The sequence below is a fragment of the Luteimonas sp. 100069 genome, from assembly GCF_003813845.1.
Taxonomy (GTDB): Bacteria; Pseudomonadota; Gammaproteobacteria; order Xanthomonadales; family Xanthomonadaceae; genus Luteimonas; species Luteimonas chenhongjianii.
Window position 1 is genome coordinate 145244 of the sequence record NZ_RPFN01000001.1, and the last position, 21298, is coordinate 166541.

25 protein-coding genes, 1 tRNA gene and 1 pseudogene are annotated in these 21298 nt (G+C 66.9%); 22 read left to right on the forward strand and 5 right to left on the reverse strand.

What is annotated here, in order from left to right; all coding sequences use genetic code 11:
- The first annotated feature begins 89 nt into the window (after positions 1-89).
- The 4 genes and pseudogenes from trpD (at position 90) to EGK76_RS00660 (ending at position 3328) form a co-directional block, all read left to right on the forward strand.
- Positions 90-1124, forward strand: a complete 1035-nt coding sequence (trpD, locus tag EGK76_RS00650; RefSeq protein ID WP_123831154.1) for an anthranilate phosphoribosyltransferase — start codon at positions 90-92, stop codon at positions 1122-1124.
- 101 nt (positions 1125-1225) lie between these two features.
- Complete coding sequence (locus EGK76_RS00655; RefSeq protein ID WP_123831156.1) at positions 1226-1597, forward strand: antibiotic biosynthesis monooxygenase; 372 nt, start codon at positions 1226-1228, stop codon at positions 1595-1597.
- Positions 1598-1675: 78 nt separating this feature from the next.
- Positions 1676-2458: pseudogene (gene trpC, locus EGK76_RS15465) on the forward strand (indole-3-glycerol phosphate synthase TrpC); the annotation flags it as partial.
- Between the two features lie 138 nt (positions 2459-2596).
- Positions 2597-3328, forward strand: a complete 732-nt coding sequence (locus EGK76_RS00660) for a haloacid dehalogenase-like hydrolase (RefSeq protein ID WP_233580180.1) — start codon at positions 2597-2599, stop codon at positions 3326-3328.
- Here EGK76_RS00660 and EGK76_RS00665 read toward each other — a convergent pair.
- The 3 genes from EGK76_RS00665 to crp form a co-directional block, all read right to left on the reverse strand.
- Positions 3314-4066: a sulfite exporter TauE/SafE family protein gene (locus tag EGK76_RS00665; RefSeq protein ID WP_123831158.1), complete on the reverse strand. Its 753-nt coding sequence runs from the start codon at positions 4064-4066 to the stop codon at positions 3314-3316. The two genes, EGK76_RS00660 and EGK76_RS00665, sit on opposite strands and share 15 nt — an antisense overlap.
- Positions 4067-4369: 303 nt before the next feature.
- Positions 4370-4843, reverse strand: a complete 474-nt coding sequence (locus EGK76_RS00670; protein WP_123831159.1) for a GNAT family N-acetyltransferase — start codon at positions 4841-4843, stop codon at positions 4370-4372.
- 9 nt (positions 4844-4852) lie between these two features.
- On the reverse strand, positions 4853-5488 hold the full coding sequence (gene crp, locus EGK76_RS00675; protein ID WP_233580181.1) for a cAMP-activated global transcriptional regulator CRP: 636 nt from the start codon (positions 5486-5488) through the stop codon (positions 4853-4855).
- A gap of 192 nt (positions 5489-5680) precedes the next feature.
- On the opposite strand from crp, the gene speD reads away from it, so the two are divergent.
- Positions 5681-6472 carry an adenosylmethionine decarboxylase gene (speD, locus tag EGK76_RS00680; protein ID WP_096300045.1) on the forward strand — a complete coding sequence of 264 codons (792 nt, stop codon included), beginning with the start codon at positions 5681-5683 and terminating at the stop codon, positions 6470-6472.
- Between the two features lie 96 nt (positions 6473-6568).
- Here the strand turns inward: speD and coq7 are convergent, their stop codons facing one another.
- Complete coding sequence (coq7, locus tag EGK76_RS00685; protein WP_096300043.1) at positions 6569-7216, reverse strand: 2-polyprenyl-3-methyl-6-methoxy-1,4-benzoquinone monooxygenase; 648 nt, start codon at positions 7214-7216, stop codon at positions 6569-6571.
- A 226-nt stretch (positions 7217-7442) separates the two neighbouring features.
- On the opposite strand from coq7, the gene rplM reads away from it, so the two are divergent.
- The 6 genes from rplM to maiA all read left to right on the forward strand — a co-directional run bounded on the left by rplM (position 7443) and on the right by maiA (position 11033).
- Positions 7443-7871: a 50S ribosomal protein L13 gene (gene rplM, locus EGK76_RS00690; protein WP_096300041.1), complete on the forward strand. Its 429-nt coding sequence runs from the start codon at positions 7443-7445 to the stop codon at positions 7869-7871.
- Positions 7872-7874: 3 nt separating this feature from the next.
- On the forward strand, positions 7875-8267 hold the full coding sequence (gene rpsI, locus EGK76_RS00695) for a 30S ribosomal protein S9 (protein WP_096300039.1): 393 nt from the start codon (positions 7875-7877) through the stop codon (positions 8265-8267).
- An 89-nt stretch (positions 8268-8356) separates the two neighbouring features.
- A tRNA-Gln gene (locus tag EGK76_RS00700) sits at positions 8357-8431 on the forward strand.
- Positions 8432-8577: 146 nt separating this feature from the next.
- Entirely contained in the window at positions 8578-9315 is a 738-nt protein-coding gene (locus tag EGK76_RS00705) for a 2OG-Fe dioxygenase family protein (RefSeq protein ID WP_123831163.1), read from the forward strand.
- Between the two features lie 60 nt (positions 9316-9375).
- Positions 9376-10368, forward strand: coding sequence for a fumarylacetoacetate hydrolase family protein (locus EGK76_RS00710; RefSeq protein WP_096300035.1), 993 nt, complete (start codon positions 9376-9378; stop codon positions 10366-10368).
- A 5-nt stretch (positions 10369-10373) separates the two neighbouring features.
- A complete protein-coding gene (maiA, locus tag EGK76_RS00715) occupies positions 10374-11033 on the forward strand; it encodes a maleylacetoacetate isomerase (RefSeq protein WP_096300034.1) in 660 nt (219 codons plus the stop codon).
- A 6-nt stretch (positions 11034-11039) separates the two neighbouring features.
- Here the strand turns inward: maiA and EGK76_RS00720 are convergent, their stop codons facing one another.
- Positions 11040-12149 (reverse strand): PilT/PilU family type 4a pilus ATPase, encoded by a 1110-nt coding sequence (locus tag EGK76_RS00720; RefSeq protein WP_179948199.1) that lies wholly within the window; start codon positions 12147-12149, stop codon positions 11040-11042.
- Between the two features lie 94 nt (positions 12150-12243).
- Here EGK76_RS00720 and EGK76_RS00725 point away from each other — a divergent pair, with 94 nt between their 5' ends.
- From EGK76_RS00725 to EGK76_RS00770, 11 genes are all read left to right on the forward strand, one after another.
- Positions 12244-12624 (forward strand): DUF4398 domain-containing protein, encoded by a 381-nt coding sequence (locus EGK76_RS00725; RefSeq protein ID WP_157745546.1) that lies wholly within the window; start codon positions 12244-12246, stop codon positions 12622-12624.
- A gap of 5 nt (positions 12625-12629) precedes the next feature.
- The gene (locus EGK76_RS00730) at positions 12630-13214 is read left to right on the forward strand and encodes a hypothetical protein (RefSeq protein ID WP_123831167.1); all 585 of its coding nucleotides are present in this window, start codon (positions 12630-12632) and stop codon (positions 13212-13214) included.
- Between the two features lie 435 nt (positions 13215-13649).
- Positions 13650-13871: a YdcH family protein gene (locus EGK76_RS00735; protein ID WP_096300026.1), complete on the forward strand. Its 222-nt coding sequence runs from the start codon at positions 13650-13652 to the stop codon at positions 13869-13871.
- Positions 13872-13979: 108 nt separating this feature from the next.
- Positions 13980-15356: a pyridoxal-phosphate dependent enzyme gene (locus EGK76_RS00740; protein WP_123831169.1), complete on the forward strand. Its 1377-nt coding sequence runs from the start codon at positions 13980-13982 to the stop codon at positions 15354-15356.
- Positions 15357-15479: 123 nt separating this feature from the next.
- Positions 15480-17147: a GspE/PulE family protein gene (locus EGK76_RS00745; protein ID WP_199730823.1), complete on the forward strand. Its 1668-nt coding sequence runs from the start codon at positions 15480-15482 to the stop codon at positions 17145-17147.
- Between the two features lies 1 nt (position 17148).
- Positions 17149-18348 (forward strand): type II secretion system F family protein, encoded by a 1200-nt coding sequence (locus EGK76_RS00750; protein ID WP_123831172.1) that lies wholly within the window; start codon positions 17149-17151, stop codon positions 18346-18348.
- Between the two features lie 23 nt (positions 18349-18371).
- On the forward strand, positions 18372-18812 hold the full coding sequence (gene gspG / locus EGK76_RS00755; protein WP_123831174.1) for a type II secretion system major pseudopilin GspG: 441 nt from the start codon (positions 18372-18374) through the stop codon (positions 18810-18812).
- On the forward strand, positions 18781-19206 hold the full coding sequence (locus tag EGK76_RS00760) for a prepilin-type N-terminal cleavage/methylation domain-containing protein (RefSeq protein ID WP_255409764.1): 426 nt from the start codon (positions 18781-18783) through the stop codon (positions 19204-19206). Before gspG ends, EGK76_RS00760 begins: the two co-directional genes overlap by 32 nt.
- On the forward strand, positions 19196-19612 hold the full coding sequence (locus EGK76_RS00765) for a prepilin-type N-terminal cleavage/methylation domain-containing protein (protein ID WP_158613418.1): 417 nt from the start codon (positions 19196-19198) through the stop codon (positions 19610-19612). The genes EGK76_RS00760 and EGK76_RS00765 overlap by 11 nt, the downstream gene beginning before the upstream one ends.
- 32 nt (positions 19613-19644) lie before the next feature.
- Complete coding sequence (locus EGK76_RS15330; RefSeq protein WP_233580120.1) at positions 19645-20238, forward strand: type II secretion system protein; 594 nt, start codon at positions 19645-19647, stop codon at positions 20236-20238.
- The gene (locus tag EGK76_RS00770) at positions 20228-21286 is read left to right on the forward strand and encodes a type II secretion system protein GspK (RefSeq protein WP_158613420.1); all 1059 of its coding nucleotides are present in this window, start codon (positions 20228-20230) and stop codon (positions 21284-21286) included. The genes EGK76_RS15330 and EGK76_RS00770 overlap by 11 nt, the downstream gene beginning before the upstream one ends.
- Positions 21287-21298: the final 12 nt, after the last annotated feature.

Sequence of the window (21298 nt, forward strand, 5' to 3'; positions counted from 1 at the left end):
GCGCATCGAGCGAGCCACTTGATCCCGGCGTTCGCCGGGGCTGACGCGCAGAACGAACGACTCCCTCAAGAACCGACGAACCCACACGCATGCCCATCACCCCCAACGAAGCCCTGCAACGCACCATCGAGCACCGCGAGATTTTCCGCGACGAGATGGTCGATCTGATGCGCCAGATCATGCGCGGCGAAGTTTCGCCGCTGATGACCGCGGCGATCCTCTCGGGCCTGCGGGTCAAGAAGGAAACCGTCGACGAGATCGCCGGTGCCGCCCAGGTCATGCGCGAGTTCGCGTTGCCGGTTCCCGTCGCGGATGCGGATCGCGCGCATCTGGTGGACATCGTCGGCACCGGCGGCGATGGCGCGCATACCTTCAACATCTCGACCGCGAGCATGTTCGTGGTCGCGGCGGCGGGGGCGAAAGTCGCCAAGCACGGCAACCGCAGCGTTTCGTCGAAGTCGGGCAGCGCCGACGTGCTCGAGGCGCTGGGGGCGCGCATCGACCTGCAGCCCGGCGATGTCGCGCGCTGCATCGCCGAGACCGGCATCGGCTTCATGTTCGCGCCGGTGCACCATCCGGCGATGCAGGCCGTCGCGCCGGTGCGCCGCGAAATGGGCGTGCGTACCATCTTCAACATCCTCGGGCCCCTGACCAATCCCGCCGGCGCGCCGAACATCCTCATGGGCGTGTTCCATCCCGACCTCGTCGGCATCCAGGTCCGGGTGCTGCGCGAACTCGGCGCCGAGCGCGCGCTGGTGGTCTGGGGCCGCGACGGCATGGACGAGATCTCGCTCGGCGCCGGCACCCTGGTCGGCGAACTGCGCGATGGTGAAGTGCGCGAATACGAGATCCATCCGGAGGATTTCGGTATCGCGATGGCGGCCAGCCGCAATCTGCGCGTCGAAAACGCCGACGCGTCCAAAGCGCTGGTGCGCCAGGCGCTCGACGGCACCGCCGGGCTGGCGCAGGACATCGTCTGTCTCAACGCCGGCGCGGCGCTGTATGTGGCCGGGCGCTGCGCGTCGATCGGGGACGGTGTGGCACTCGCGCGGCGCACGGTCGCGTCCGGCGCCGCGCTGCAGCGGCTCGAGGCATTCGTCCAGGCGACGCAGGCTGCGGCCTGACGTCGTGGGTGGCTTGGCATCGCGCGGTGACGCCGCGTATGCTGAATGCGACGCAAGGATGCCGACTCCGCCGCTCGCGGCCCGAAGAAGCGATCCGCCGAATGAATGAATCCGCGTTGCTCCGGCCTCCGTATTACGTCGCCATCCTCCGTTACCGCCGCAACGGCGAGGATGCGGCCGGCTATGAGGACGCGCGTCGCGAGATGTTCGAGATGGCGCGCCTGCAACCGGGCTTTCTGGGCGTGGAAGCGGTCGGCGACGTGAATGGCGATGGAGTGACCATGAGTTACTGGACCGACGAGGCCTCGATCCGCGCGTGGCGCGCGCACGATGAGAAGGGCGTGATCTGCGAGAAGAACCGCCGCGGCTGGTATGACCGCTATGTGCTGCAGATCGCGCGCGTGGAACGTGCGTACGGCTGGTCGCACGAGGCCGGCGACGGTGGTGACCCGCAGGCCCCGGCGACACGCTGATCAGACCCCGGCGGCGGCGCCTGCGGTATCGTGGGCGCCCTGTCCGACCGGCGCACGCGCCGGCCCATGGTGCCGAACTTGAACGACGTCCTGCAGCGCATCCTTGCGCGCAAACAAGAAGAAGTCGCCGCGCGGCGCGCTGCGCTGCCCCTGGTCGAGATCGCCGCGCTCGCTGCGGCCGCGCCGCCGGTGCGCGGATTCGCCGCCGCCATCGAGGCGAAGATCGCGGCGGGTGAAGCCGCGGTCATTGCCGAGATCAAGAAGGCCAGCCCGTCGCAGGGTGTGATCCGACCGGATTTCCGCCCGGCGGAGATCGCCCGCAGCTATGCCGCCGGCGGCGCGGCCTGTCTGTCGGTGCTGACCGACGTCGATTTCTTTCAGGGCGACGACGATTATCTGGTGCAGGCGCGCGACGCCTGCGCGCTGCCGGTGCTGCGCAAGGACTTCATCGTCGATCCCTGGCAGGTGCACGAGGCGCGTGCACTCGGCGCGGACTGCGTGCTGCTGATCGTCGCCGCGCTCGACGACCGCCAGCTGGTCGAGCTTGCGGAGCTGGCGATGTCGATCGATCTCGACGTGCTGGTCGAGGTGCACGACATCGACGAACTCGAGCGTGCGCTGCAGGTCCCTGCGCCGCTGCTGGGCATCAACAACCGCAGCCTGCGCTCGTTCGAAGTGTCGCTCGACACCACGCTGTCGCTGCGCGACGCGGTGCCGCGCGACCGGCGCCTGGTCACCGAAAGCGGCATCCACACGCGCGAGGACGCAGCCCGCATGCGCGCTGCCGGCATCGATGCCTTCCTGGTCGGCGAAGCCTTCATGCGCGAGCCCGATCCGGGCACCGCGCTGCGCGCGATGTTCGCGCCGCCGGGCGTGGAGCCGGCACCGTCCAGGCCGCCGGTCGACCTGTCGGCGAACGCGATCGCGGCGGTGAAAGCGCCCGCGTCCGCGACCCCCGATGCCGCGGCTGGCGATTCCGATACCCCGGTGGTCGCCCGGTTGCTCAAGGACACGGCCGCGAACCAGGCTGCGCGGACCGTGGTCTTCGATTTCGACCACACGCTCTATGACGGGGATTCGGGCACGCATCTCTTTCGTTGGCTGATCACCCGCAGCGCGTGGCGCACGGCGCTGGCGTTGCTGGCCGCGCCGCTGCTCGGGCCGATGATCGCGTTCCTGCCGACGCGCCGCTGGGGCATCTCCGGGTTCGTCTGGATCGGCACGGTGGGCTTGCACAGCCGCGGCCTGCTGGACCGGCTGATCGACCGCTACGTTGCCGAAAACGCAGCGCAGATCCGCCCCAAGCTGCTGCCGATCGCGCTGGACGTGCTGCACGCGCATCGCGTCGCCGGGGACAACGTGGTCATCGCGACCGGCGCGCCGCCGGAACTGGCGCGCGCCATTCTTGCCTTCGTCGCGCACGAGGCGGTGCCGGTGGTCGGGACCGCAGTCGGGCCGCGGTTCGGGGCCGTGGTGGCCAGGCGTCACTGCCATGCCGAAGAGAAGATGCGCATGCTGCGCGAGCGCGGGTATGGCGCGATCGACATCGCCTACTCCGACTCCTCGGCCGATCTGCCGCTGCTGAAGGCCGCAAGGGCCCCGGTGGTGGTGAACCCCAAGCCCGGCACCATTGCGATGTTCCGGCGCACGCTCCCGCCCGGAACGCCGGTGCTCAACTGGGGCTGCGTGGATCGCGGCGGCGATCCGGTCAAGGCCTCAGGCGGCGAGTAGGGCGCGGCCGATCTGGTAGAGGCTGATCGCCATTACCAGCGTGCCGACCGCCAGCAGGACCCAGCGCTCGCGCACCCGCTTGACGAACAGCGCAGCCAGCGGCGCCGCGGCGACGCCGCCCACCAGCAGACCCAGGATCACGTCCAGGTGCTGGAGACCGATGGTCAGGAAGAACGTCACCGAGATGGACAGCGTGACCAGGAATTCGGCGGCGTTGACCGTACCGATCGTCGTGCGGGCTGTGCCGCCGCGGGCCAGCAGGGTGGAGGTGGCCACCGGGCCCCATCCGCCCCCGCCACTGGCATCGAGCAGGCCGGCGAAGAAGCCCAGCACCGGAACCCGCCGCACCTCGCCCTTCGGCACCAGGCGTCCGGCCGCGCGCAGCAGGATCAGGATCGACAGGACCAGCAGGTAGGCATAGATGAAGGGGCGCAGCGCCTCGCCCGGCAGCTGCGTCAAGACATAGGCGCCGATGCCGCCGCCGACCATGCCGGGCAGGGCCAGGCGCAGGAACAGGCGCCGGTCGATATTGCGCATCGCCAGGTGCGACAGGCCCGAAGCCCCGGTCGTGAACACCTCGGCGGTGTGCACGCTGGCGCTGACCGCCGCTGGCGGCAGTCCAAGGCTGAGCAGCACCGACGAGGCCACCAGGCCGAACGCCATGCCGAGCGCGCCGTCGATCAGCTGCGCGGCCAGCCCGATCATCACGAAGAACAGGAATTGGTCGCCAAGTTCCATGCGGATCGCTCCCAGACGCCGGAACAGTCTGCAGGGCGCGGGTGACCGCGGCGTGTGGCGCAGCGGCATCGCTCGATCCGTTCGCACGGCCGGCGCGCTGTCCTGCAGGCCAGCGCCGATTGCAGTGCCTGGCTGGCATCCGCCCGCGGCGCGCGACGCGCGCAGTCCGACGGTCGGATCGGCCGTGCCTAGCAGGCGGTGCCACAACGCGCGCTCGATCGCATCCGGCTCCGGGGTCTCCGGGACGCCCTCGCATGCCGACTATCGGATGCGTCGGCGCGCCGATGCGCCACGGCGTTGATGTCAGGCGTCGCCGAGCCGCTTGATGAAGCGCACGGTGCCGTCGGAAAAGCCGCAGGCCTTGTAGAACGCGTGCGCATCCGCGCGCTGCGATCCGCTGACCAGCTCCACCCGCGCGGCGCCGGCGAAGCGCGCACGGCGCTCGGCCTCCTTCAGCAACTGCCGCCCCAGGCCCTGGCCCTGCGCATCGCTGGTGACGACGAGGGCGGTGATGCGACAGGTGGTCGAGCCGAGCGGCAGGTAGTACATGAAATCCAGGCCGATCAGCCCGCAGACCCGGCCTCCGCTGCGCGCGACGACCAGCGCCTGGCGGTCGTTCGCGGTGATCAGCCGGATGCGCTCGCGCGCCTCGCGTTCGCTGCAGGGATAACCCATTTCCGACAGCAGTGCGGCGACGTCGTCGGCATCCATCACCGATGCGCTGCGCAGATCGGCATCGGGCAGGTCGCCGCGGGATGCGAAATGGCCGGGGCGCATGCGTGCGGCCTAGCGGGTTCCGAACAGCACGATGGTCTTGCCGCGCGCGGTCAGCTTGCCGTCGGCCTGCAGCTTCTTCAGCACGCGCCCGGCCATCTCCCGCGAGCAGCCGACCAGTCGCGCCAGTTCCTGTCGCGAGATCCGCAGCTGGGTGCCCTGCGGGTGGGTCATGGCCTCCGGCTCGCGGGTCAGGTCGTGCAGGGTGCGGATGATGCGGTCGGTCACGTCGAGGAAGGCGAGACGTCCCGCCTTGCGACTGGTGTCGAGCAGCCGCCGCGACAGTTGCGCGCCGATTGCGTACATGATCGATGTCGCGTCGTTGGCGAGTACGCCGTCGAACAGCTGGTACAGCCGCTCGTAGCTGATCTCGGCGAGCTCGCACTGGGTGCGGGTGCGCAGGATCACTTCGCGCACGTCCGAATCGATGAACAGCCCCATCTCGCCAACCAGCTCGCCATTGCCGAAGTAGCCCAGGATCAGTTCGCGACCGTCGTCCTCCTCGGTAATGATGCTCACCGAACCGCTGACGACGTAATACAGCGTGCCCGCGGGGTCGCCGGGCCGGAATACGTCGCTGCGCGGCGGATAGCGCCGGCGGTGGCAGTGGGAAAGGAAGCGCTCGAGCGCGGCGGGCGTGGGCGCCATCGGATGGGGCGGGCGCGGCAGGTGAGGATTGATCAGGGCCACAGGGGTCAGGGTCATGGGCTTGCGATCGGGGGAATGCCGCAGAGTAGGACGTCCCGCTGCCGGGGGCAAACCCGTGACGTCCGAAAGTCGCGGTGGATGGTGCTTTGCCGCATAATCCCCGTTTCGCCCAACCCCCGAGGGTCGACCGCTGTGGTCAAACCGCTCCCGCGTCTGAAGCTCCAGGGCTTCAACAACCTGACCAAGGCCCTGTCGTTCAACATCTACGATGTCTGCTATGCGGCGTCGGAAGACGAACGCCAGCGTTACATCGCCTACATCGACGAAGTCTACAACGCCGACCGGCTGACCCAGATCCTGACGGATGTGGCCGAGATCATCGGCGCGAACATCCTCAATGTCGCGCGTCAGGACTACGAGCCGCAGGGCGCGTCGGTGACCATCCTCATTTCCGAGGAGCCGGTGATCGACAAGGCGCAGGCCAAGGGCGTCATCTCCGACGCGGTCGTCGCGCACCTCGACAAGTCCCACATCACGGTGCACACCTATCCGGAAACGCATCCGGACAACGGCATCGCGACGTTCCGCGCCGACATCGACGTCGCCACCTGCGGCGTGATCTCGCCGCTGAAGGCGTTGAACTACCTGATCGAGAGCCTCGAGTCGGACATCGTGGTGATGGACTACCGCGTGCGTGGCTTCACCCGCGACATCAAGGGCAAGAAGCACTACATCGACCACAAGATCAACTCGATCCAGGACTACCTGGCCAAGAACATCAAGTCGCGCTACGACGCGCTCGACGTGAACGTCTACCAGGAGAACATCTTCCACACGAAGATGCATCTGAAGGAGTTCGACCTCGACCAGTACCTGTTCGAGGAAAAGGCGCGCAACCTGTCGTTCAAGGAGCGCATGAAGATCGAGGCGCGTCTGCGCCGGGAGATCGAAGAGCTCTATCACGGTCGCAATCTGGTCGACTGACCGATCCGCGCCGTTCAAGAAAGGCCCCGCTTGTGCGGGGCCTTTTCGTTGGATGACACGCAGTGCCGGTAGCCGGGCGCTGGCCAGCGGACGCGCTCACACCCTGTAGGCGACGGCCTTCATCAGACTCGACGCAGCGGCCATCAGCGACGGGACCGGCCATGGCAGCACGCGCGCGCCGGCCTGTTCGGCCTGCTCGGCATGGCGGGCTTCATCGGCCTTCATCTGCTGGAGGATGTCGCGGCTGCGGCGGTCCGCTTCGGGCAGCGTCTGCAGGTGATCGTCGAGATGCGCCTCGACCTGGCGTTCGGTCTCCACCACGAATCCGAGGTTCCAGCCGTCGCCGCGGAGGCCGGCGACGACGCCGAGCGCGTAACTGCCGCCGTACCACAGGGGGTTGAGCAGGCTGGGACGGCTGTCGAGTTCGCGCAGCCGCTGCGCGCACCACGCGAGATGGTCGGTCTCTTCCTGTGCTGCCTCGAGCAGGTGCGCGCGGGTTTCCGGCTCGCGGGCGACCGCGGCCTGGCCGAAGTACAGTCCCTGTGCGCAGACTTCGCCGACATGGTTGATCCGCATCAGTCCGGCGGCATGCCTGCGCTCGGACTCGTCGAGGACGACATCGGGTGTGTCGGCAGCTGGGTTGGGGCGGCTCGCCGGCGGATTGCCGAACACGGTATCGAGCGCGCGCTGGGTCTCGACCAGCATCCGGTCGATCGGGTTGAAGCGGGGTTGGAGGAAGGCCATCGGTACGGTTTCCTGCAGCGCGGCGGGCTGCTGCTTCCGCTATCATTCTCGGCGCTTGGTCCGGATCGCGCCAGCGCAGGGCGGCGCAAACCGCCGGCAGCTTGCGCGGTGCGGGGTGGCCGGCTATGATTCCGCTTCTGTGTTGCACGCTCTACAACGCGAGGCGAAGTTCCGCCGGCACCGGCGCAACCAGCCCGACCAGTCACCGACCGAGTATTTTTTCGTCATGAAGACTTTCACCGCCAAGTCCGAGACCGTCCAGCGCGACTGGTACCTCGTCGACGCCACCGGCAAGACGCTGGGCCGCCTGAGCGCGGAAATCGCCCACCGTCTGCGCGGCAAGCACAAGCCCGTCTACACCCCGCACGTCGATACCGGCGACTACATCATCGTGGTCAATGCCGAGAAGATCGCCGTGACCGGCAAGAAGATGACGGACAAGCTCTACCACCGTTTCACGGGCTACATCGGCAACCTGAAGACCGAGACCCTGGGCCAGGCGCTTGAGCGCCACCCGGAGCGCGTGATCGAGATTGCCGTCAAGGGCATGCTGCCGAAGAATCCGCTCGGCCGTGCCATGTACCGCAAGCTCAAGGTCTACAAGGGTGCCGAGCACCCGCACGCCGCTCAGCAGCCGCAGCCCCTGGAACTCTAAGTCATGGCAATTACCCAGAATTACGGCACCGGCCGTCGCAAGTCCTCCGTCGCCCGCGTGTTCCTCCGCAAGGGCAGCGGCAAGATCACCGTCAATGATCGTCCGCTCGACGAGTTCTTCGGCCGTGAGACCGCGCGCATGATCGTGCGCCAGCCGCTCGAGCTGACCCAGAACACCGAAACGTTCGACATCCTGGTGACCACCACCGGTGGCGGCACGACCGGCCAGGCTGGTGCGATCCGTCTCGGCATCGCGCGCGCCCTGGTCGAGTACGACGAGACGCTGAAGATCGAGCTGCGCAAGGCGGGCTTCATGACCCGTGACGCACGCGAAGTCGAGCGCAAGAAGGTCGGCCTGCACAAGGCACGTCGCGCCACGCAGTTCTCGAAGCGCTGATCGCGTTGTATCGGATCCGCGCGATCGCGTGGATCCGATGCTGCCGAGGCTTGCGGTGTACTGCGGGTTCGGCGTTACAATATCGATATAGCCCCGTCGCCAAGCGGTAAGGCACCTGACTCTGACTCAGGCATTCGGAGGTTCGAATCCTTCCGGGGCTGCCATATGAAACGAAAAAGCCCGCAGAAATGCGGGCTTTTTCGTGGGGCGTGTTTGCCGGGGCGAGGTACGGATCATCCTGTGCAGCGGTGCTTCTTCTGCCGCCGGGCAAACTCATGCAGACGCGATGGCACAGGCCTAGAATCCCCCGATGAACGCCTTCCCGCCGCCCTATACCGCCGTCGACGACGTGGTCGACGCCCTGCGCACCCGTGGTTGCGCCGTGCTGTCGCCAACCTCGCTCTCGGTGATCTGCGGATTGGATCTCGAAGCCCTCGAGGCCTGGCGCCCCGGCTGGGATGACCTGCCGCCGGATGCGTATCTCAAGGATGGGGGGCGCTACCGCCGACGCCGGCACAGCTGCTTCGTCCAGGCGGGCCACAGGTTGACCCAGGTGCCGCATCGTGCGCACTGGCAGTCGGAGGACTACAACGCGCTGCACGGCGGCATGCATCGATGGTTCGATCCGATGGAGCCTGCGCTGCTGGAGACCCCGGCCTGGTCCACGCTGGTCACCGGGCTCGGCGACGTGTTCTCGCAGGTGCGCGATGCCGGCGGCGACTGGCATGTCGAAGCCCACCAGTTTCGCATCGACACGACCGACGGGATCGGACGGCCGACGCCTGAAGGGGCGCACCGCGATGGCGTCGATTTCGTCGCGGTGCTGTTGGTTGGGCGCAGCGGCATCAAGGGGGGCGAGACCCGGGTGTTCGAAGCCGAAGGCCCGGCCGGGCAACGTTTCACACTGACCGAGCCGTGGGCGGCGCTGCTGCTCGACGACCACCGCGTGATCCACGAATCCACGCCGATCCAGCCGGTCGACAAGGCCGGGCATCGCGATACGCTCGTGCTGACCTATCGCGCAGGCGCGTTCCAGGGCGAGGACTGACCGCTGCGGCGCCGGCCTTGGTTACAATCGCAACAGATAGCCGATGCAACCGGAGTGGCCATGAAGCTGGGTTCTTTGAAGGAAGGGGGGCGTGACGGCACCCTGATCGTCGTCTCGCGCGACCTCGCCAGCGCCGTTCGCGCGACCGGTATCGCGGCGACGCTGCAGCAGGCCCTCGACGACTGGTCGAATGCCGCGCCGCGACTCAATGCCCTCTACGAGTCGCTCAATGCCGGTGACGCCGACGGCGTGTTCGACCTCGATGTGGCGCGCATGGCGGCGCCGCTGCCCCGCGCCTACGAGTTCGTCGACGGCAGCGCGTACCTGCCGCATGTCGAGCGCGTGCGCCGCGCCCGCGGCGCCGAGGTGCCGGCGAGTTTCTACACCGATCCGTTGATGTACCAGGCCACCGGCGCCGGTTTCTACGGGCCGCGGGACACGGTCAAGGTGGTCAGCGAGGAATATGGCATCGATCTCGAGGCCGAGATCGTCGTGATCACCGACGACGTGCCGATGGCGGTCACGCCGGAACAGGCCGCTGCCCACATCCAGCTCGTCGGTCTGGTCAACGACGTCAGCCTGCGCAACCTGATTCCGGGCGAGCTCGCCAAGGGCTTCGGCTTCCTGCAGTCCAAGCCGCGTTCGGCGCTGAGCCCGGTATTCGTGACGCCGGACGAGCTCGGCGATGCCTGGCGCGACAACAAGCTGCACCTGCCGCTGCTGACCCACGTCAATGGCGAATGGTTCGGCGCGCCCGAGGCGGGCGTCGACATGCAGTTCGATTTCTCGCAGCTCGTCGCGCATGCCGCGAAGACCCGGCCCCTCAGCGCGGGCACGATCGTCGGTTCGGGCACGATCGCCAATGAGGACACCTCCAAGGGGGCGTCTTGCTTTGCCGAGAAGCGCACCGTCGAGACGCTCGAGCACGGCGCGGCAAAAACACCGTTCATGGCTTTCGGCGACACCGTGCGGATCGAGATGCTCGACGCCCAGGGCCGCAGCATCTTCGGCGCGATCGAGCAGGTGATCGAGCGCCAGGCGCCGCCGGCGTAAACGCGATGTCTGCCGCGCTGACGCTGCATACCTACTGGCGCTCCAGCGCGGCCTGGCGCGTGCGCATCGCCCTGCATCTCAAGGGGCTCGCCTATGAGAGTGTGCCGGTGCATCTGGTGCGAGAGGGTGGGGAGCAGCGCACGCCCGAGTTCACTCGGCGAAACCCGCAGCAGCTGGTGCCGACGCTGCAGCACGGTGATGCGGTTCTGACCCAGTCGCTGGCGATCATCGAATATCTCGACGAGACCTTTCCGGAAGTGCCGCTGTTGCCGGGGAATCCGCTGTCCCGCGCACGCGCGCGCGCGCTCGCCCAGCTGGTCGCCTGTGATATCCATCCGCTCGGCAACCTGCGTGTGCTGCAGTACCTCGAGCACACGCTGCAGCTTCCTTCGGATGCACGCACGCGCTGGATCGCACGCTGGGTCGGCGATGGCCTTGCCGCGTTCGAGGCCCTGCTCGTGGCGCACGGCGCTGGAGAGTTCTGCGTCGGAAGCACGCCATCGCTGGCCGATTGCGCGCTGGTGCCGCAGCTCTACAACGCACGCCGGTTCGGAGTGGATCTCGAGCCGTATCCGACAATCCGCCGCATCGAAGCGGCCTGCGTCGCCCTGCCGGCTTTCGCGGCCGCAGCGCCCGAGCGGCAGGCGGACGCGCCGCCTGCCTGAGCTGCTTCATTGTTCGGTGGCGAACACGTCCGCATAGGGGTCGTGGCTGCCGGTGCCGCCTTCCGACAGGCGGAACTTCAGATCCAGTCCATCGCGCGAATCGGCGGCGCGCAGCGCCGTCTCGCGCTCGATGCGGCCTTCCTTGTACAGCCGGAACAGACACTGGTCGAAGGATTCGACGCCTTCCTCGAGTGAATCCTCCATCGCCTGCTTGATCTCGTGGACCTGACCGCGGCGGAGCAGGTCACGGATCATCGGTGTATTGATCAGCACCTCGGTGGCGGGGATCCGGCGGCCGTCGATACCTTCCACCAGGCGCTGCGAGACTACCGCGCGCAGGTTCAGCGCCAGGTTCATCAGGACGTTCTTGTGCGCGGCCTCGGGGAAGAAATTGAGGATGCGCTCGATGGTCTGGTCGGCGTTGTTGGAGTGCAGCGTCGCCAGACAGATGTGGCCGGTCTCGGCGAAGGAGATCGCAGCCTCCATCGTGGTCGCGTCGAGGATCTCGCCGATCAGGATCACGTCCGGCGCCTCGCGCATCGCGTTCTTGAGCGCGTTGTGGAAGGTCAGCGTGTCCAGTCCCACCTCGCGCTGGTTGACCAGCGAGCGCTTGTGCCGGTGCAGGTACTCGATCGGATCCTCGATCGTGAGGATATGGCCAGAGGTGCTGGCGTTGCGGTGGTCGATCATCGAGGCGAGCGTGGTCGACTTGCCCGAACCGGTGGAGCCGACGATCAGCACCAGCCCCCGCGGCGCCATGATGATGTCCTTGAGTACCTGCGGCAGCTGCAGCTCCTCGATGCTCGGGATGTTGCTGCGGATCGCACGGATCACCATGCTGGTTTCGCCGCGCTGCTTGAACACGTTGACGCGGAAACGCCCGGCGTCCTGCAGCGAATAGGCCATGTTGAGCTCGAGATCGCGCTCGAACTGCTGGGCCTGTCCCTCGTCCATCAGTGAATAGGCGATCTTGCGGACCATGCCCGGTGGCAGGCCGGTGCTGCCCAGCGGATACAGCTTGCCCTCGATCTTGATGTACACCGGTGCGCCGGTGCTCAGGAACATGTCGGACGCTTTCTTCTCGCTCATCAGCTTCAAAAAGTAGCCGATATCCATGTACACCCCCCCCACTGGCGCCCGGTCTGCGTTGCGCATCCGATTGCGGCTGACGACAATGACCCGGAACAACCCTTCCGGGCACGATGTTTCGATGAATACAAGCTTCGCATATATCCGCCCGCTGCTGCGGTGCGCAGTGCTCGCCAGCGCCCTGGCGCTCGCCGCGTGCGCGAGCACCCCGCCGCCGACCGAGGAACTCGCCGCCGCCCAGCTGTCGGTCGCACGAGCCGGCGATGCAGACGCCGACCAGTACGCGCCGCAGGACCTCCAGCAGGCGCGCCGCGCGCTGGAGCAGGCCCAGGCCGCGATGGCCAATCAGCGCAGTGACGAAGCGCGCACGCTGGCGCTGTCGGCCAGCGCCCTGGCCGATCTGGCACATGCGCGAGCCCGCCAGGCCGCGACCGACTCGGAGCTCGCGGCGCGCCGTGCCGAGATCACCGACCTGCGCCAGCAGCTGCGGGTGGAGGAATGAACGTCATGCGATTCAACATTGGATACGGGCTCGCGCTGGCCCTGCTCGTCCCCCTCGCCGTGCAGGCCCAGGCCCCGCTGGAAGGCGACGGCGCTGTATTGCAGCAGCGGCTCCAGGCCCTCGACAGCAACCCGGAAACCGCCGGAACTGCCGCCTACGAGCGCCTGCAGGCACGCCAGTCCCTCGCGTCCCTGGCGGCTGCGCGCAGCAGCCAGCGGGCGTCCGCGCTGCAGATCGCGGCCTGGCGGGTGGAAACCGCCGAGCTGGCCGCGCGTACCGAAGTCTCGCGCCGCGAACTCGCCGATCTGGAACGCGAGCGCAGCGCGTTGATCGTCGAAGCGAGCCGGCAGGACGCCGTGCGCGCGCGCCAGGAAGCCGAGCGCCTGCGGATCCAGGCGCAGATCCAGGCCGAAGAGACCGCGCGCCTGCGTCTGGCCGCGGAAGAAGAGGGCACCGCCCGTCAGCAGGCCGAAACCGTGCTGCAGGGCGTCGCCAGCGGGGAGGCGGCCAAGTTGCGCGCGGCACGCCAGCGCGAGGCGGAGCTCAAGCGCCGCGAGGCGGAACTGCTCAAGAGCCTCGAACAGCCCTGAGGCGGCAGCTGGCCGTTTCGCCGGGTCGAATGGCCTGGCGAGAGGTGCGGGGCCTTGGCGAGAGTTACGTTAAGAAGTCGTCATTCTTAATCCATCTAGAATCAATGACTTGGCGTAGATCCGCAGCGGATGCCGTTGTGGCGCGGTTTGAGGATGCGTGCCCTGACACCCCGCCGCGCCGATCTATGTTCACGGCCTTGTCGCCCCCCGATGCGTGGAGTAGGGTCGATTGACCGGGTGGCACTCCACTTTCGCCTCCCGGGCAACCAACCAGGCCGATGACCGAGACGATCCCCCACGTGGTCCATGTATCCAGCGCTGAAGACGGCAAGGGCGGCGTGAGCGGATCCTTCGCCGCAGGAGCTTGGAGGCTGTTCCAGTAACGCCCCGATCGTCGCCGATCGGGGCGTTTGCATTTCCAGTCAGGAGGATTCCATGTTCGAAGCGCAATCGCAGACCGAACTCGAAGAGATCATGAAAGGAAACGTCGAGTTCAGGCAGCTCTACTACCGGCACAAGGAACTCGACCAGAAGGTGCTGAACGCGGAGCTCGGCGTGCTGCCGGTCGATGAAACCACGCTGTCGCAGATGAAGCGCGAGAAGCTCGCCGCGAAGGATCGCCTGACCCAGATGTACGACCATATGCAGAAACACTAGCGGTTCTGTCGCGGGCGGTGGCGGCCATCCTCGTCGGTCGCCACCGCCCGCGGATGTTGTCCGCGGATGCGATAATCGGCGTCTGTCTCGCTGCAACCCGGACCTGCAATGCCGATCGCCGACTCCGTCCTCGACCTGATCGCCGACACGCCCATCGTGCGTGCGCGCCGCCTCGACGCGGGCCCCTGCGAACTCTATTTCAAGCTCGAGAGCCAGAACCCGGGTGGGTCCATCAAGGACCGCATCGGCCTGCGCATGATCGAGGCCGCCGAAGCACGCGGCGACATCGCCCCCGGCGCGACCCTGGTGGAGGGCACGGCCGGCAATACCGGTATCGGCCTGGCGCTGGTGGCCCAGCAGAAGGGCTACAAATTGATCCTCGTCGTGCCCGACAAGATGAGCCGCGAGAAGATCTTCAATCTCAAGGCGATGGGTGCGGAGGTCGTGCTGACCCGCTCCGACGTCGCCAAGGGGCACCCCGAGTACTACCAGGACCTCGCCGAGCGCATCGCGCGCGAGACCCCGGGCGCCTACTTCATCAACCAGTTCGGAAATCCCGACAATCCGGCCGCGCACGAGCACGGCACCGGGCCGGAGATCCTGCGGCAGATGAGTGAGGTGGGTGGGCTCGACGCGATCGTCTTCGGCTGTGGCAGCTCGGGCACGATGACCGGCCTGTCGCGCTGCTTCGCCAAGGATGCGCCGGACGTGGAGCTGGTGCTGGCCGACCCGGTCGGCTCGATCCTCGCCGAATACATCAATGACGGCGTGCTCAACGACAAGTCGGGCAGCTGGATGGTCGAGGGCATCGGCGAGGACTTCCTGCCGGGCATCTCCGACTTCTCGCGGGTCAAGCAGGCCTATGCGATCAGCGACCAGGAAAGCTTCCTCGCCGCGCGCGAACTGTTGCGCACCGAAGGCATCCTCGGCGGCTCGTCGACCGGCACGCTGCTGGCCGCGGCGCTCAAGTACTGCCGCGCGCAGACCACTCCCAAGAAGGTGCTGGTGTTCGTGTGCGATACCGGAAACAAGTACCTGAGCAAGCTCTACAACGACTACTGGATGCTCGACAACGGCTTCCTGGAGCGTGAGACGCACGGCGACCTGCGCGACCTGATCCTGCGTCCGTATTCCCAGCGCGACACCGTCGTGCTGGCGCCGACCGACCTGCTGGTCACCGCCTACCAGCGCATGAAGCTCTACGAGATCTCCCAGCTGCCGGTGATGGAGGGCGACCGCATCGTCGGCATCCTCGACGAAAGCGACGTGCTGCTGCACGTCTACGGCGACGAAGCCCGCTTCCGCGAGCCGGTAGCGTCCGCGATGGTCAGCAAGCTCGACTTCCTCGACGTGAAATCGCCGGTGGAGGCATTGCTGCCGGTATTCGACCGAGGGCAGGTGGCCATCGTGACCGAGGGCGAGGAGTTCCTTGGTCTGATCACCCGGATCGACCTGCTGAACTATCTGCGCCGTCGGGTGCAGTAAGCAATTGCCCCGGCGCGGATATGACGGCTGCTATTCTGCGCACTTCAATACTGAGCCGATATCGGAATGCGATCGATCCCCTCCCGTTTAGCGGAGCCTGACATAGCTCTCGCCGCTCCTCGCTTGGGGGAACTGCTTGTCGCTGAGGGCTTGGTCAGCCCCGCAGACGTCTCCAAAGCACTGACTTTCCAGAAGCAGTTCGGCGGGCGCCTCGGTAGCATCCTGGTGCGGCTGGGATCGGTGTCGGAAGAGTCGCTGTTGCCGGTGTTGAGCCGGCAGTTGGAAATGCCTCTGTTGAGTCCAGCAGACTGGCCAGTGGAACCCGAGATGTTCTACACCGCGTTGACGGCCAGTGGTCTGCCGCAGGAGTGGTGGGTCGATCATGGAGTAGTCGCCTGGAAGGCCGGCGACGGCCGGGTGTTGGTTGTCGCCCGTGACCCGCTGTCACCGTTTCTCGGCGAAGTGCTCGAGCGCCAGTTGGGCGACCAGCCCTGGAACTGGTGTCTCGCCCGCGCCCAGGACGTCGATCGCCTGCTCGAGCAGCTGACGCGGCGGCGAAGTGACCAAGACATCGCCAGTGATGATGTTAGTCATCTGCGTGAACTGGCTGAAGAAGCGCCGGTGATCGAGTTGGTCAACAACATGCTGGCCCAGGCCATGGATCAGCGCGCTTCGGACGTGCACGTCGAGCCGGAGGAGCAGTTGTTCAACGTCCGGCTGCGCATTGACGGCATCCTGCACACGCGCATGACGCTGCCGGCCAGCCGGTATCCGGCGGTGGCCTCCCGCATCAAGCTGATATCTGGCATGGATATCGCAGAGCGGCGCATGCCGCAGGACGGCCGGTTGTCGGCGCGCGTAAGTGGACGCGAGGTGGATATCCGTGTCTCCTCGGTGCCGGCGGTACACGGCGAATCGCTGGTCATGCGCCTGCTGCCCAAGGAACGCCAGGACCTTAGCCTCGAACGCCTCGGACTGTCGCCGCGCGACCTGCGTCTGTTCCGCACCTGGGTGCGCGAGCCGCACGGCATCGTACTCGTCACCGGGCCCACCGGCTCGGGCAAGTCGACCACCCTTTATGCGGTGCTGGAGGAAATGAACCAGCGTGACCGAAAGATGATCACGGTCGAGGATCCGGTCGAATACCAGGTCGGCGGCGTTACCCAGATCCAGGCCAACGCCGACATCGGTTACACCTTCGCCCGCGCGCTGCGCGCGATTTTGCGCCAGGATCCGGACGTGATCATGATCGGCGAGATCCGCGACCTGGAAACCGCCGAGATCGCGGTGCAGTCCGCGCTCACGGGCCACCTTGTTCTGTCCACGCTGCATACCAACGATGCGGTCAGCGCCTTTACCCGCCTGATCGATATGGGCGTGGAGCCGTTCCTGGTCGCGTCCAGCGTACGGGCCGTGCAGGCGCAGCGCCTGGTACGCCGCCTCTGCGCGAAATGCAGCGTGCCCGACGCTCCCCCGCTTGCGCCGATCCAAGCCAGTATCGCCCAGTGGATAGATCCAAGCGAACCTGCTGATTGGCGCCGGGCGGTCGGCTGTTCTGCCTGCCAGGGCACCGGCTATCTAGGGCGGCTGGGCATCTACGAACTGGTCGATGTGACTCCGGCCATGCAGGAACTGGTGCTGCAGGCGGCTACGGCCGAACGCATGCGTGAGCAGGCCGATCGGGAGGGCGCGCGCGCGCTACGCGTGGACGGCTTGCTGAAGGCGCGTCAGGGCCTGACGACGGTCGAGGAAGTCGCTCGCGTGACCGGCGGCATGCCGGCGGACGTCTGAGATGCTCTACAGCTACGAGGCGGTGGATGCCGCCGGCGCCAAGATTACCGGTGCGATCGAGGAGTCTGGCGAGCGCGAAGCCCTGCGTCGGCTCTCCGCGTCGGGACTGACCGTCTTTTCGCTCTCTCCCCAGCGCGATGCGTGGTGGATGCGCCGCCGCCGCGGCAAGGCCGGCAACCGTGAATTGCAGCTCGTACTGCAGGAGTTCACCACGCTACTCGAGGCCGGTGTGGCACTGGCCACTGCGCTGTCTTCGCTGGCCCGTTCGAGCCACCATCCGGCACTGACTGGCGCGTTCTCCAGCATGGAGAAACAGGTCCGTCGTGGTGAAAGTTTCTCCTCCGCACTCCGTGCGTCGGGCCTCGACGTACCCGAGTACGTCCACCAGCTTGTGCATGCTGGCGAAGCCACCGGCCGCCTGGCGGAATCGCTGCGCGGCGGTGTGGAACAGTACGAGTACGACCAGCGCATACAAGCCGAGATACGCGGTGCGCTGATCTATCCGAGCGTGCTGGTCGGATCGGGCTTTGCTGCCGTCGGCATCATCTTCATGTGGGTCGTGCCGCGCTTCGGCGGCATGCTGTCGCAGCACGGTGACCAGATGCCGGCCATGTCGCGGTGGACGATCGCCACCGGTGTCTGGTTGAGCGAGCATGCCGGACTGGTCGGCCTGGTTCTCCTGATAATGGCACTGGGCATTCGCGCCGTCGCGCGGCATCCCGCGGTGCGCGAGTCTGCTCAGGAAAACGCTGCGCGCCTCCCTGTGCTGGGCGAATGGCTCGTGGAGGCCGAAGTCGGCCGCTGGGCGAGCACCCTGTCGGCGCTGCTGGTGGGGAAAGTGGAGCTGATCCGCGCGCTCGGGCTGGCCGCCGGCTCGGTGCGTCTCGGCTTCCTGCGCACCCGCCTCACGCGCGTGGCGCAAGCGGTTAAGGGCGGCACGAGCCTCTCCGCTGCACTGCGCGAACACCGCGCGCTCAATCCCACCGGCTACGATCTTGTTTCGGTGGGCGAGGCCAGTGGCGAGCTTCCCAAGCTGCTCGCGGCGCTGGCCCGCCTGTACGAGACCACCGGCCGCGACCGGATGAAGCGCGCGCTACAATTGATCGAGCCACTCGCCATTATCGTTATCGGCGCAGTCATCGGCACCATCGTCACGGCCATCATTCTGGCTATCACCAGCGTCAACGACGTCCCTCTCTGAAAATGATGTACCGGAGTCAATGCATGCGCGTAGCCCCATCCCGATACGCCGGCTTTACGCTGCTCGAAATGCTTGTTGTGCTGGTCCTGATCGGTCTTATCGCCAGCCTTGTGGGCCCGCGTCTGTTCAGCCGGGTCGATGCATCCAAAGTGCAGGTCGCCGAAACCCAGGTGCGGATGCTGCGGGGCGCGGTTGAGACCTACCGGCTCGAAGTGGGACGGCTGCCCACAGAGGAAGAAGGTCTGGCGGTACTCACTACCGCGCCGTCTGACCAACGGGCCCGCGCGCGCTGGCGGGGGCCGTATCTTGACGAGGCCGTGCCGAACGATCCGTGGGGCCGCCCGTACTTGTATTCATTGCCTGGGCCGGATGGCATGGGTTTCGCGCTGTATTCATTGGGTGCCGACGGCGAACCGGGCGGCGAGGGTAACGATGCCGACCTGGGCTTCCTGCCACCGCGCTGATCCGCTGCGGCGCCACTCCGGGTTCAGCCTGCTCGAGTTGCTCGTCGTGCTGTTCCTGATCAGCGTAATGGCCGCGATGGTCGCGCCCCGCCTCCAGCGCACCTATCAGGCCATCGCCAGTAGTGGTGACCGGGCCGAGGTCGTCCGGCGACTCGAACTTCTGCCCTTCCTCGCCCGCGAAAATAACCGCGCACTGATCATCGCGCCGGGTGACGCCGACGCGCTCATGCAGGTCGTCGCGCTGCCGGAGGGCTGGTGGGCCGAGCCCGTCTCGAAACTACATGTGGAGGCCAGTGGCTTCTGTCATCCGGCCACGTTGCGCGTCAGTGGCGCCGGTGCGGTCGAGGACTGGCCGCTGTCTGCGCCGGATTGCGGAGTGCGCGATGCCCCATAGCCAGCGTGGATTCTCGCTGCTGGAAGCCGTCGTGGCGTTGGCTATCCTTGCCGCGGCCGGCCTCGCGCTGTTCGCTGCCATGGCCCAATCGATGCAGATGGTCGGCCGCGCGGAGGACTCACGCAATGCTGACGCCGCCATGCGCAATGCCCTGGCCTGGGTCGAACAATCCAATCCCGCGGAATCGCCATCGGGCGAGCTCTCGTTCCCGCCGTACTCCGTCGCGTGGACGTCCGCTCTGCTCGAGCCGGAGCGTCCATCGGCTGCAGGTAACCTGCAGCCCGGTCTGCACGACGTCGGGTTGTATCGGCTTCGCGTGGTGCTGCGCCGGGACAGTGTGGTAATACGCGAGTTTGATGTGCGTCGAATCGGCTGGCGCCAGGTGCGCGAACCGGAGGCCTTGTGAGCCGGGGCGTCCCTCCGGCCGCGCGCATCCGCATGCGCGGCTTTTCCTTGCTGGAGGCGATCGTCACACTGGTGGTGGTGTCGCTCATCGTCACCGTGCTGATGCAGGCGCTGGCGCAATCGCTGGATATGCGCGAACGCCTGGTGCGGCACCAGCGGCAGGCCCGTACCGCTGCGCTGCAGGAACAGTGGTTCCGCGACACCGTGGCGAGCAGCCTGTCGGACCTGCCGGATGCGCTGGGTCATCTGCGCGGTGATACGCACCGCCTCGAAGTGCTGACCCCTGTGCCGCTGCTGGGCGAAGGGATGGCGCGAGTGCGCTGGGAGGTTGTCAAGACCGATGACGGCCTGGCGTTGGGCTACTCTGGACCAGGCTGGTCTGGCCTGGTGGTGCAGGGACCGCTGCAGGACGCACGATTCGCGTACATGGACCGCCAGGGGGGCTGGCAGGATACCTGGGCCCCGGAAGTACCCGAGGACGCCGACCCCGGCGCCGTGCCGATGTTGCCGAAGATGGTGCGCTTCCAGGCCACGACTACGCGCGGCGAACTTGTCTGGCTGGTGCCCGTGCGCAGCGATCCCTACGTGCCCCGGCGCCTGCGCGCGGACGGCTATGATGCAATCTGAGCGGCGTCCCCAGCGGGGCTTCATCCTCGCCATCACGCTGTGGCTGCTGGCGGGCATTGCCGTCGTCGTCGGGCTGATGACATGGTGGGCGCAGGAGCAAGTGCGCAATGCCACCCTCCAGCGCGACCGCGTCGATGCCGAGGTCGCCATGCACTCCACCGCGCAGACCGTGATCTACCTTGCGGTGACCCGCGATATGACCATTGCAGGTGTGCCGACCACACCACTTGCCGACGACGAGCGATCACTGCGTCTGCTTGATGAGATGGGCGGCCTTTTGCGTGATCCGATCGGTGGTGAGCTCGCCACCGACAACAGCCCCTACCGGGGATTGGACGGCGCCTATTTCGCCGTCCAGGACGAGTCGGGGCTTTTTTCTGTCATGGTCCCCGAGGACTGGCAGATCGATGCGTTCCTTGACAGCCAGGGCGTGAACCGCGATGCGATCCCCCAGTTGCGAGATGCGCTGCAGGACTACATGGACAGCGACGACCTGCGCAGGCTCAACGGCGCTGAAGCACGTGAATATCAAGCCGCCGGCCGGCCCGATCCTCTGAACCGTCGGTTGTTGCTGCCATCCGAGATCGATCGCGTGCTTGGCTGGGAAACCTTGCCCCAGGATCTTCGTCTTCGGCTTCCGGAGCTGTTCACCACGTTTCACGCCGGTGGCGTCAACCCCAATACCGCGCCACCGGAGCTGCTGCCCATGTTGATGACCGGCTGCCCGGAGACCTGTCGACTGGTGCTCGAGCGGCGAGCCCGGCAACCCTTCATCAACAGTTACGACCTGATCGCACTGATCGGCGCGCGGCTGCGTGGCGATATCGACATGGATTACCGTTACCTGCCCGCTCCGGAGTTGCGACTGACGGTGTGGGGCGCCACGGGCACGGCCCTGCGCATGCATGTACGATTGTCGCCCCTTGCCGATCAACATGCACCCTGGGCGGTCCTTGCGGCCTACCCGGTGCCCAGACCTGCCGCCAATGACACTGCGCGAACGCCTGAGGGCGCTCTTTTTTCCAACCCGGAGACTGTTGACCGCTGACACCCCGCGGGT

Bases quoted from the DNA above. Each gene is read 5' to 3' on its own strand.
- trpD (WP_123831154.1), top strand. From the start codon at position 90: ATGCCCATCACCCCCAACGAAGCCCTGCAACGCACCATCGAGCACCGC.
- EGK76_RS00655 (WP_123831156.1), top strand. From the start codon at position 1,226: ATGAATGAATCCGCGTTGCTCCGGCCTCCGTATTACGTCGCCATCCTC.
- EGK76_RS00665 (WP_123831158.1), bottom strand. From the start codon at position 4,066: ATGGAACTTGGCGACCAATTCCTGTTCTTCGTGATGATCGGGCTGGCC.
- EGK76_RS00670 (WP_123831159.1), bottom strand. From the start codon at position 4,843: ATGCGCCCCGGCCATTTCGCATCCCGCGGCGACCTGCCCGATGCCGAT.
- crp (WP_233580181.1), bottom strand. From the start codon at position 5,488: ATGGCGCCCACGCCCGCCGCGCTCGAGCGCTTCCTTTCCCACTGCCAC.
- coq7 (WP_096300043.1), bottom strand. From the start codon at position 7,216: ATGGCCTTCCTCCAACCCCGCTTCAACCCGATCGACCGGATGCTGGTC.
- rplM (WP_096300041.1), top strand. From the start codon at position 7,443: ATGAAGACTTTCACCGCCAAGTCCGAGACCGTCCAGCGCGACTGGTAC.
- rpsI (WP_096300039.1), top strand. From the start codon at position 7,875: ATGGCAATTACCCAGAATTACGGCACCGGCCGTCGCAAGTCCTCCGTC.
- EGK76_RS00705 (WP_123831163.1), top strand. From the start codon at position 8,578: ATGAACGCCTTCCCGCCGCCCTATACCGCCGTCGACGACGTGGTCGAC.
- EGK76_RS00710 (WP_096300035.1), top strand. From the start codon at position 9,376: ATGAAGCTGGGTTCTTTGAAGGAAGGGGGGCGTGACGGCACCCTGATC.
- maiA (WP_096300034.1), top strand. From the start codon at position 10,374: ATGTCTGCCGCGCTGACGCTGCATACCTACTGGCGCTCCAGCGCGGCC.
- EGK76_RS00720 (WP_179948199.1), bottom strand. From the start codon at position 12,149: ATGGATATCGGCTACTTTTTGAAGCTGATGAGCGAGAAGAAAGCGTCC.
- EGK76_RS00725 (WP_157745546.1), top strand. From the start codon at position 12,244: ATGAATACAAGCTTCGCATATATCCGCCCGCTGCTGCGGTGCGCAGTG.
- EGK76_RS00730 (WP_123831167.1), top strand. From the start codon at position 12,630: ATGCGATTCAACATTGGATACGGGCTCGCGCTGGCCCTGCTCGTCCCC.
- EGK76_RS00735 (WP_096300026.1), top strand. From the start codon at position 13,650: ATGTTCGAAGCGCAATCGCAGACCGAACTCGAAGAGATCATGAAAGGA.
- EGK76_RS00740 (WP_123831169.1), top strand. From the start codon at position 13,980: ATGCCGATCGCCGACTCCGTCCTCGACCTGATCGCCGACACGCCCATC.
- EGK76_RS00750 (WP_123831172.1), top strand. From the start codon at position 17,149: ATGCTCTACAGCTACGAGGCGGTGGATGCCGCCGGCGCCAAGATTACC.
- gspG (WP_123831174.1), top strand. From the start codon at position 18,372: ATGCGCGTAGCCCCATCCCGATACGCCGGCTTTACGCTGCTCGAAATG.
- EGK76_RS00760 (WP_255409764.1), top strand. From the start codon at position 18,781: ATGCCGACCTGGGCTTCCTGCCACCGCGCTGATCCGCTGCGGCGCCAC.
- EGK76_RS00765 (WP_158613418.1), top strand. From the start codon at position 19,196: ATGCCCCATAGCCAGCGTGGATTCTCGCTGCTGGAAGCCGTCGTGGCG.
- EGK76_RS15330 (WP_233580120.1), top strand. From the start codon at position 19,645: ATGCGCGGCTTTTCCTTGCTGGAGGCGATCGTCACACTGGTGGTGGTG.
- EGK76_RS00770 (WP_158613420.1), top strand. From the start codon at position 20,228: ATGCAATCTGAGCGGCGTCCCCAGCGGGGCTTCATCCTCGCCATCACG.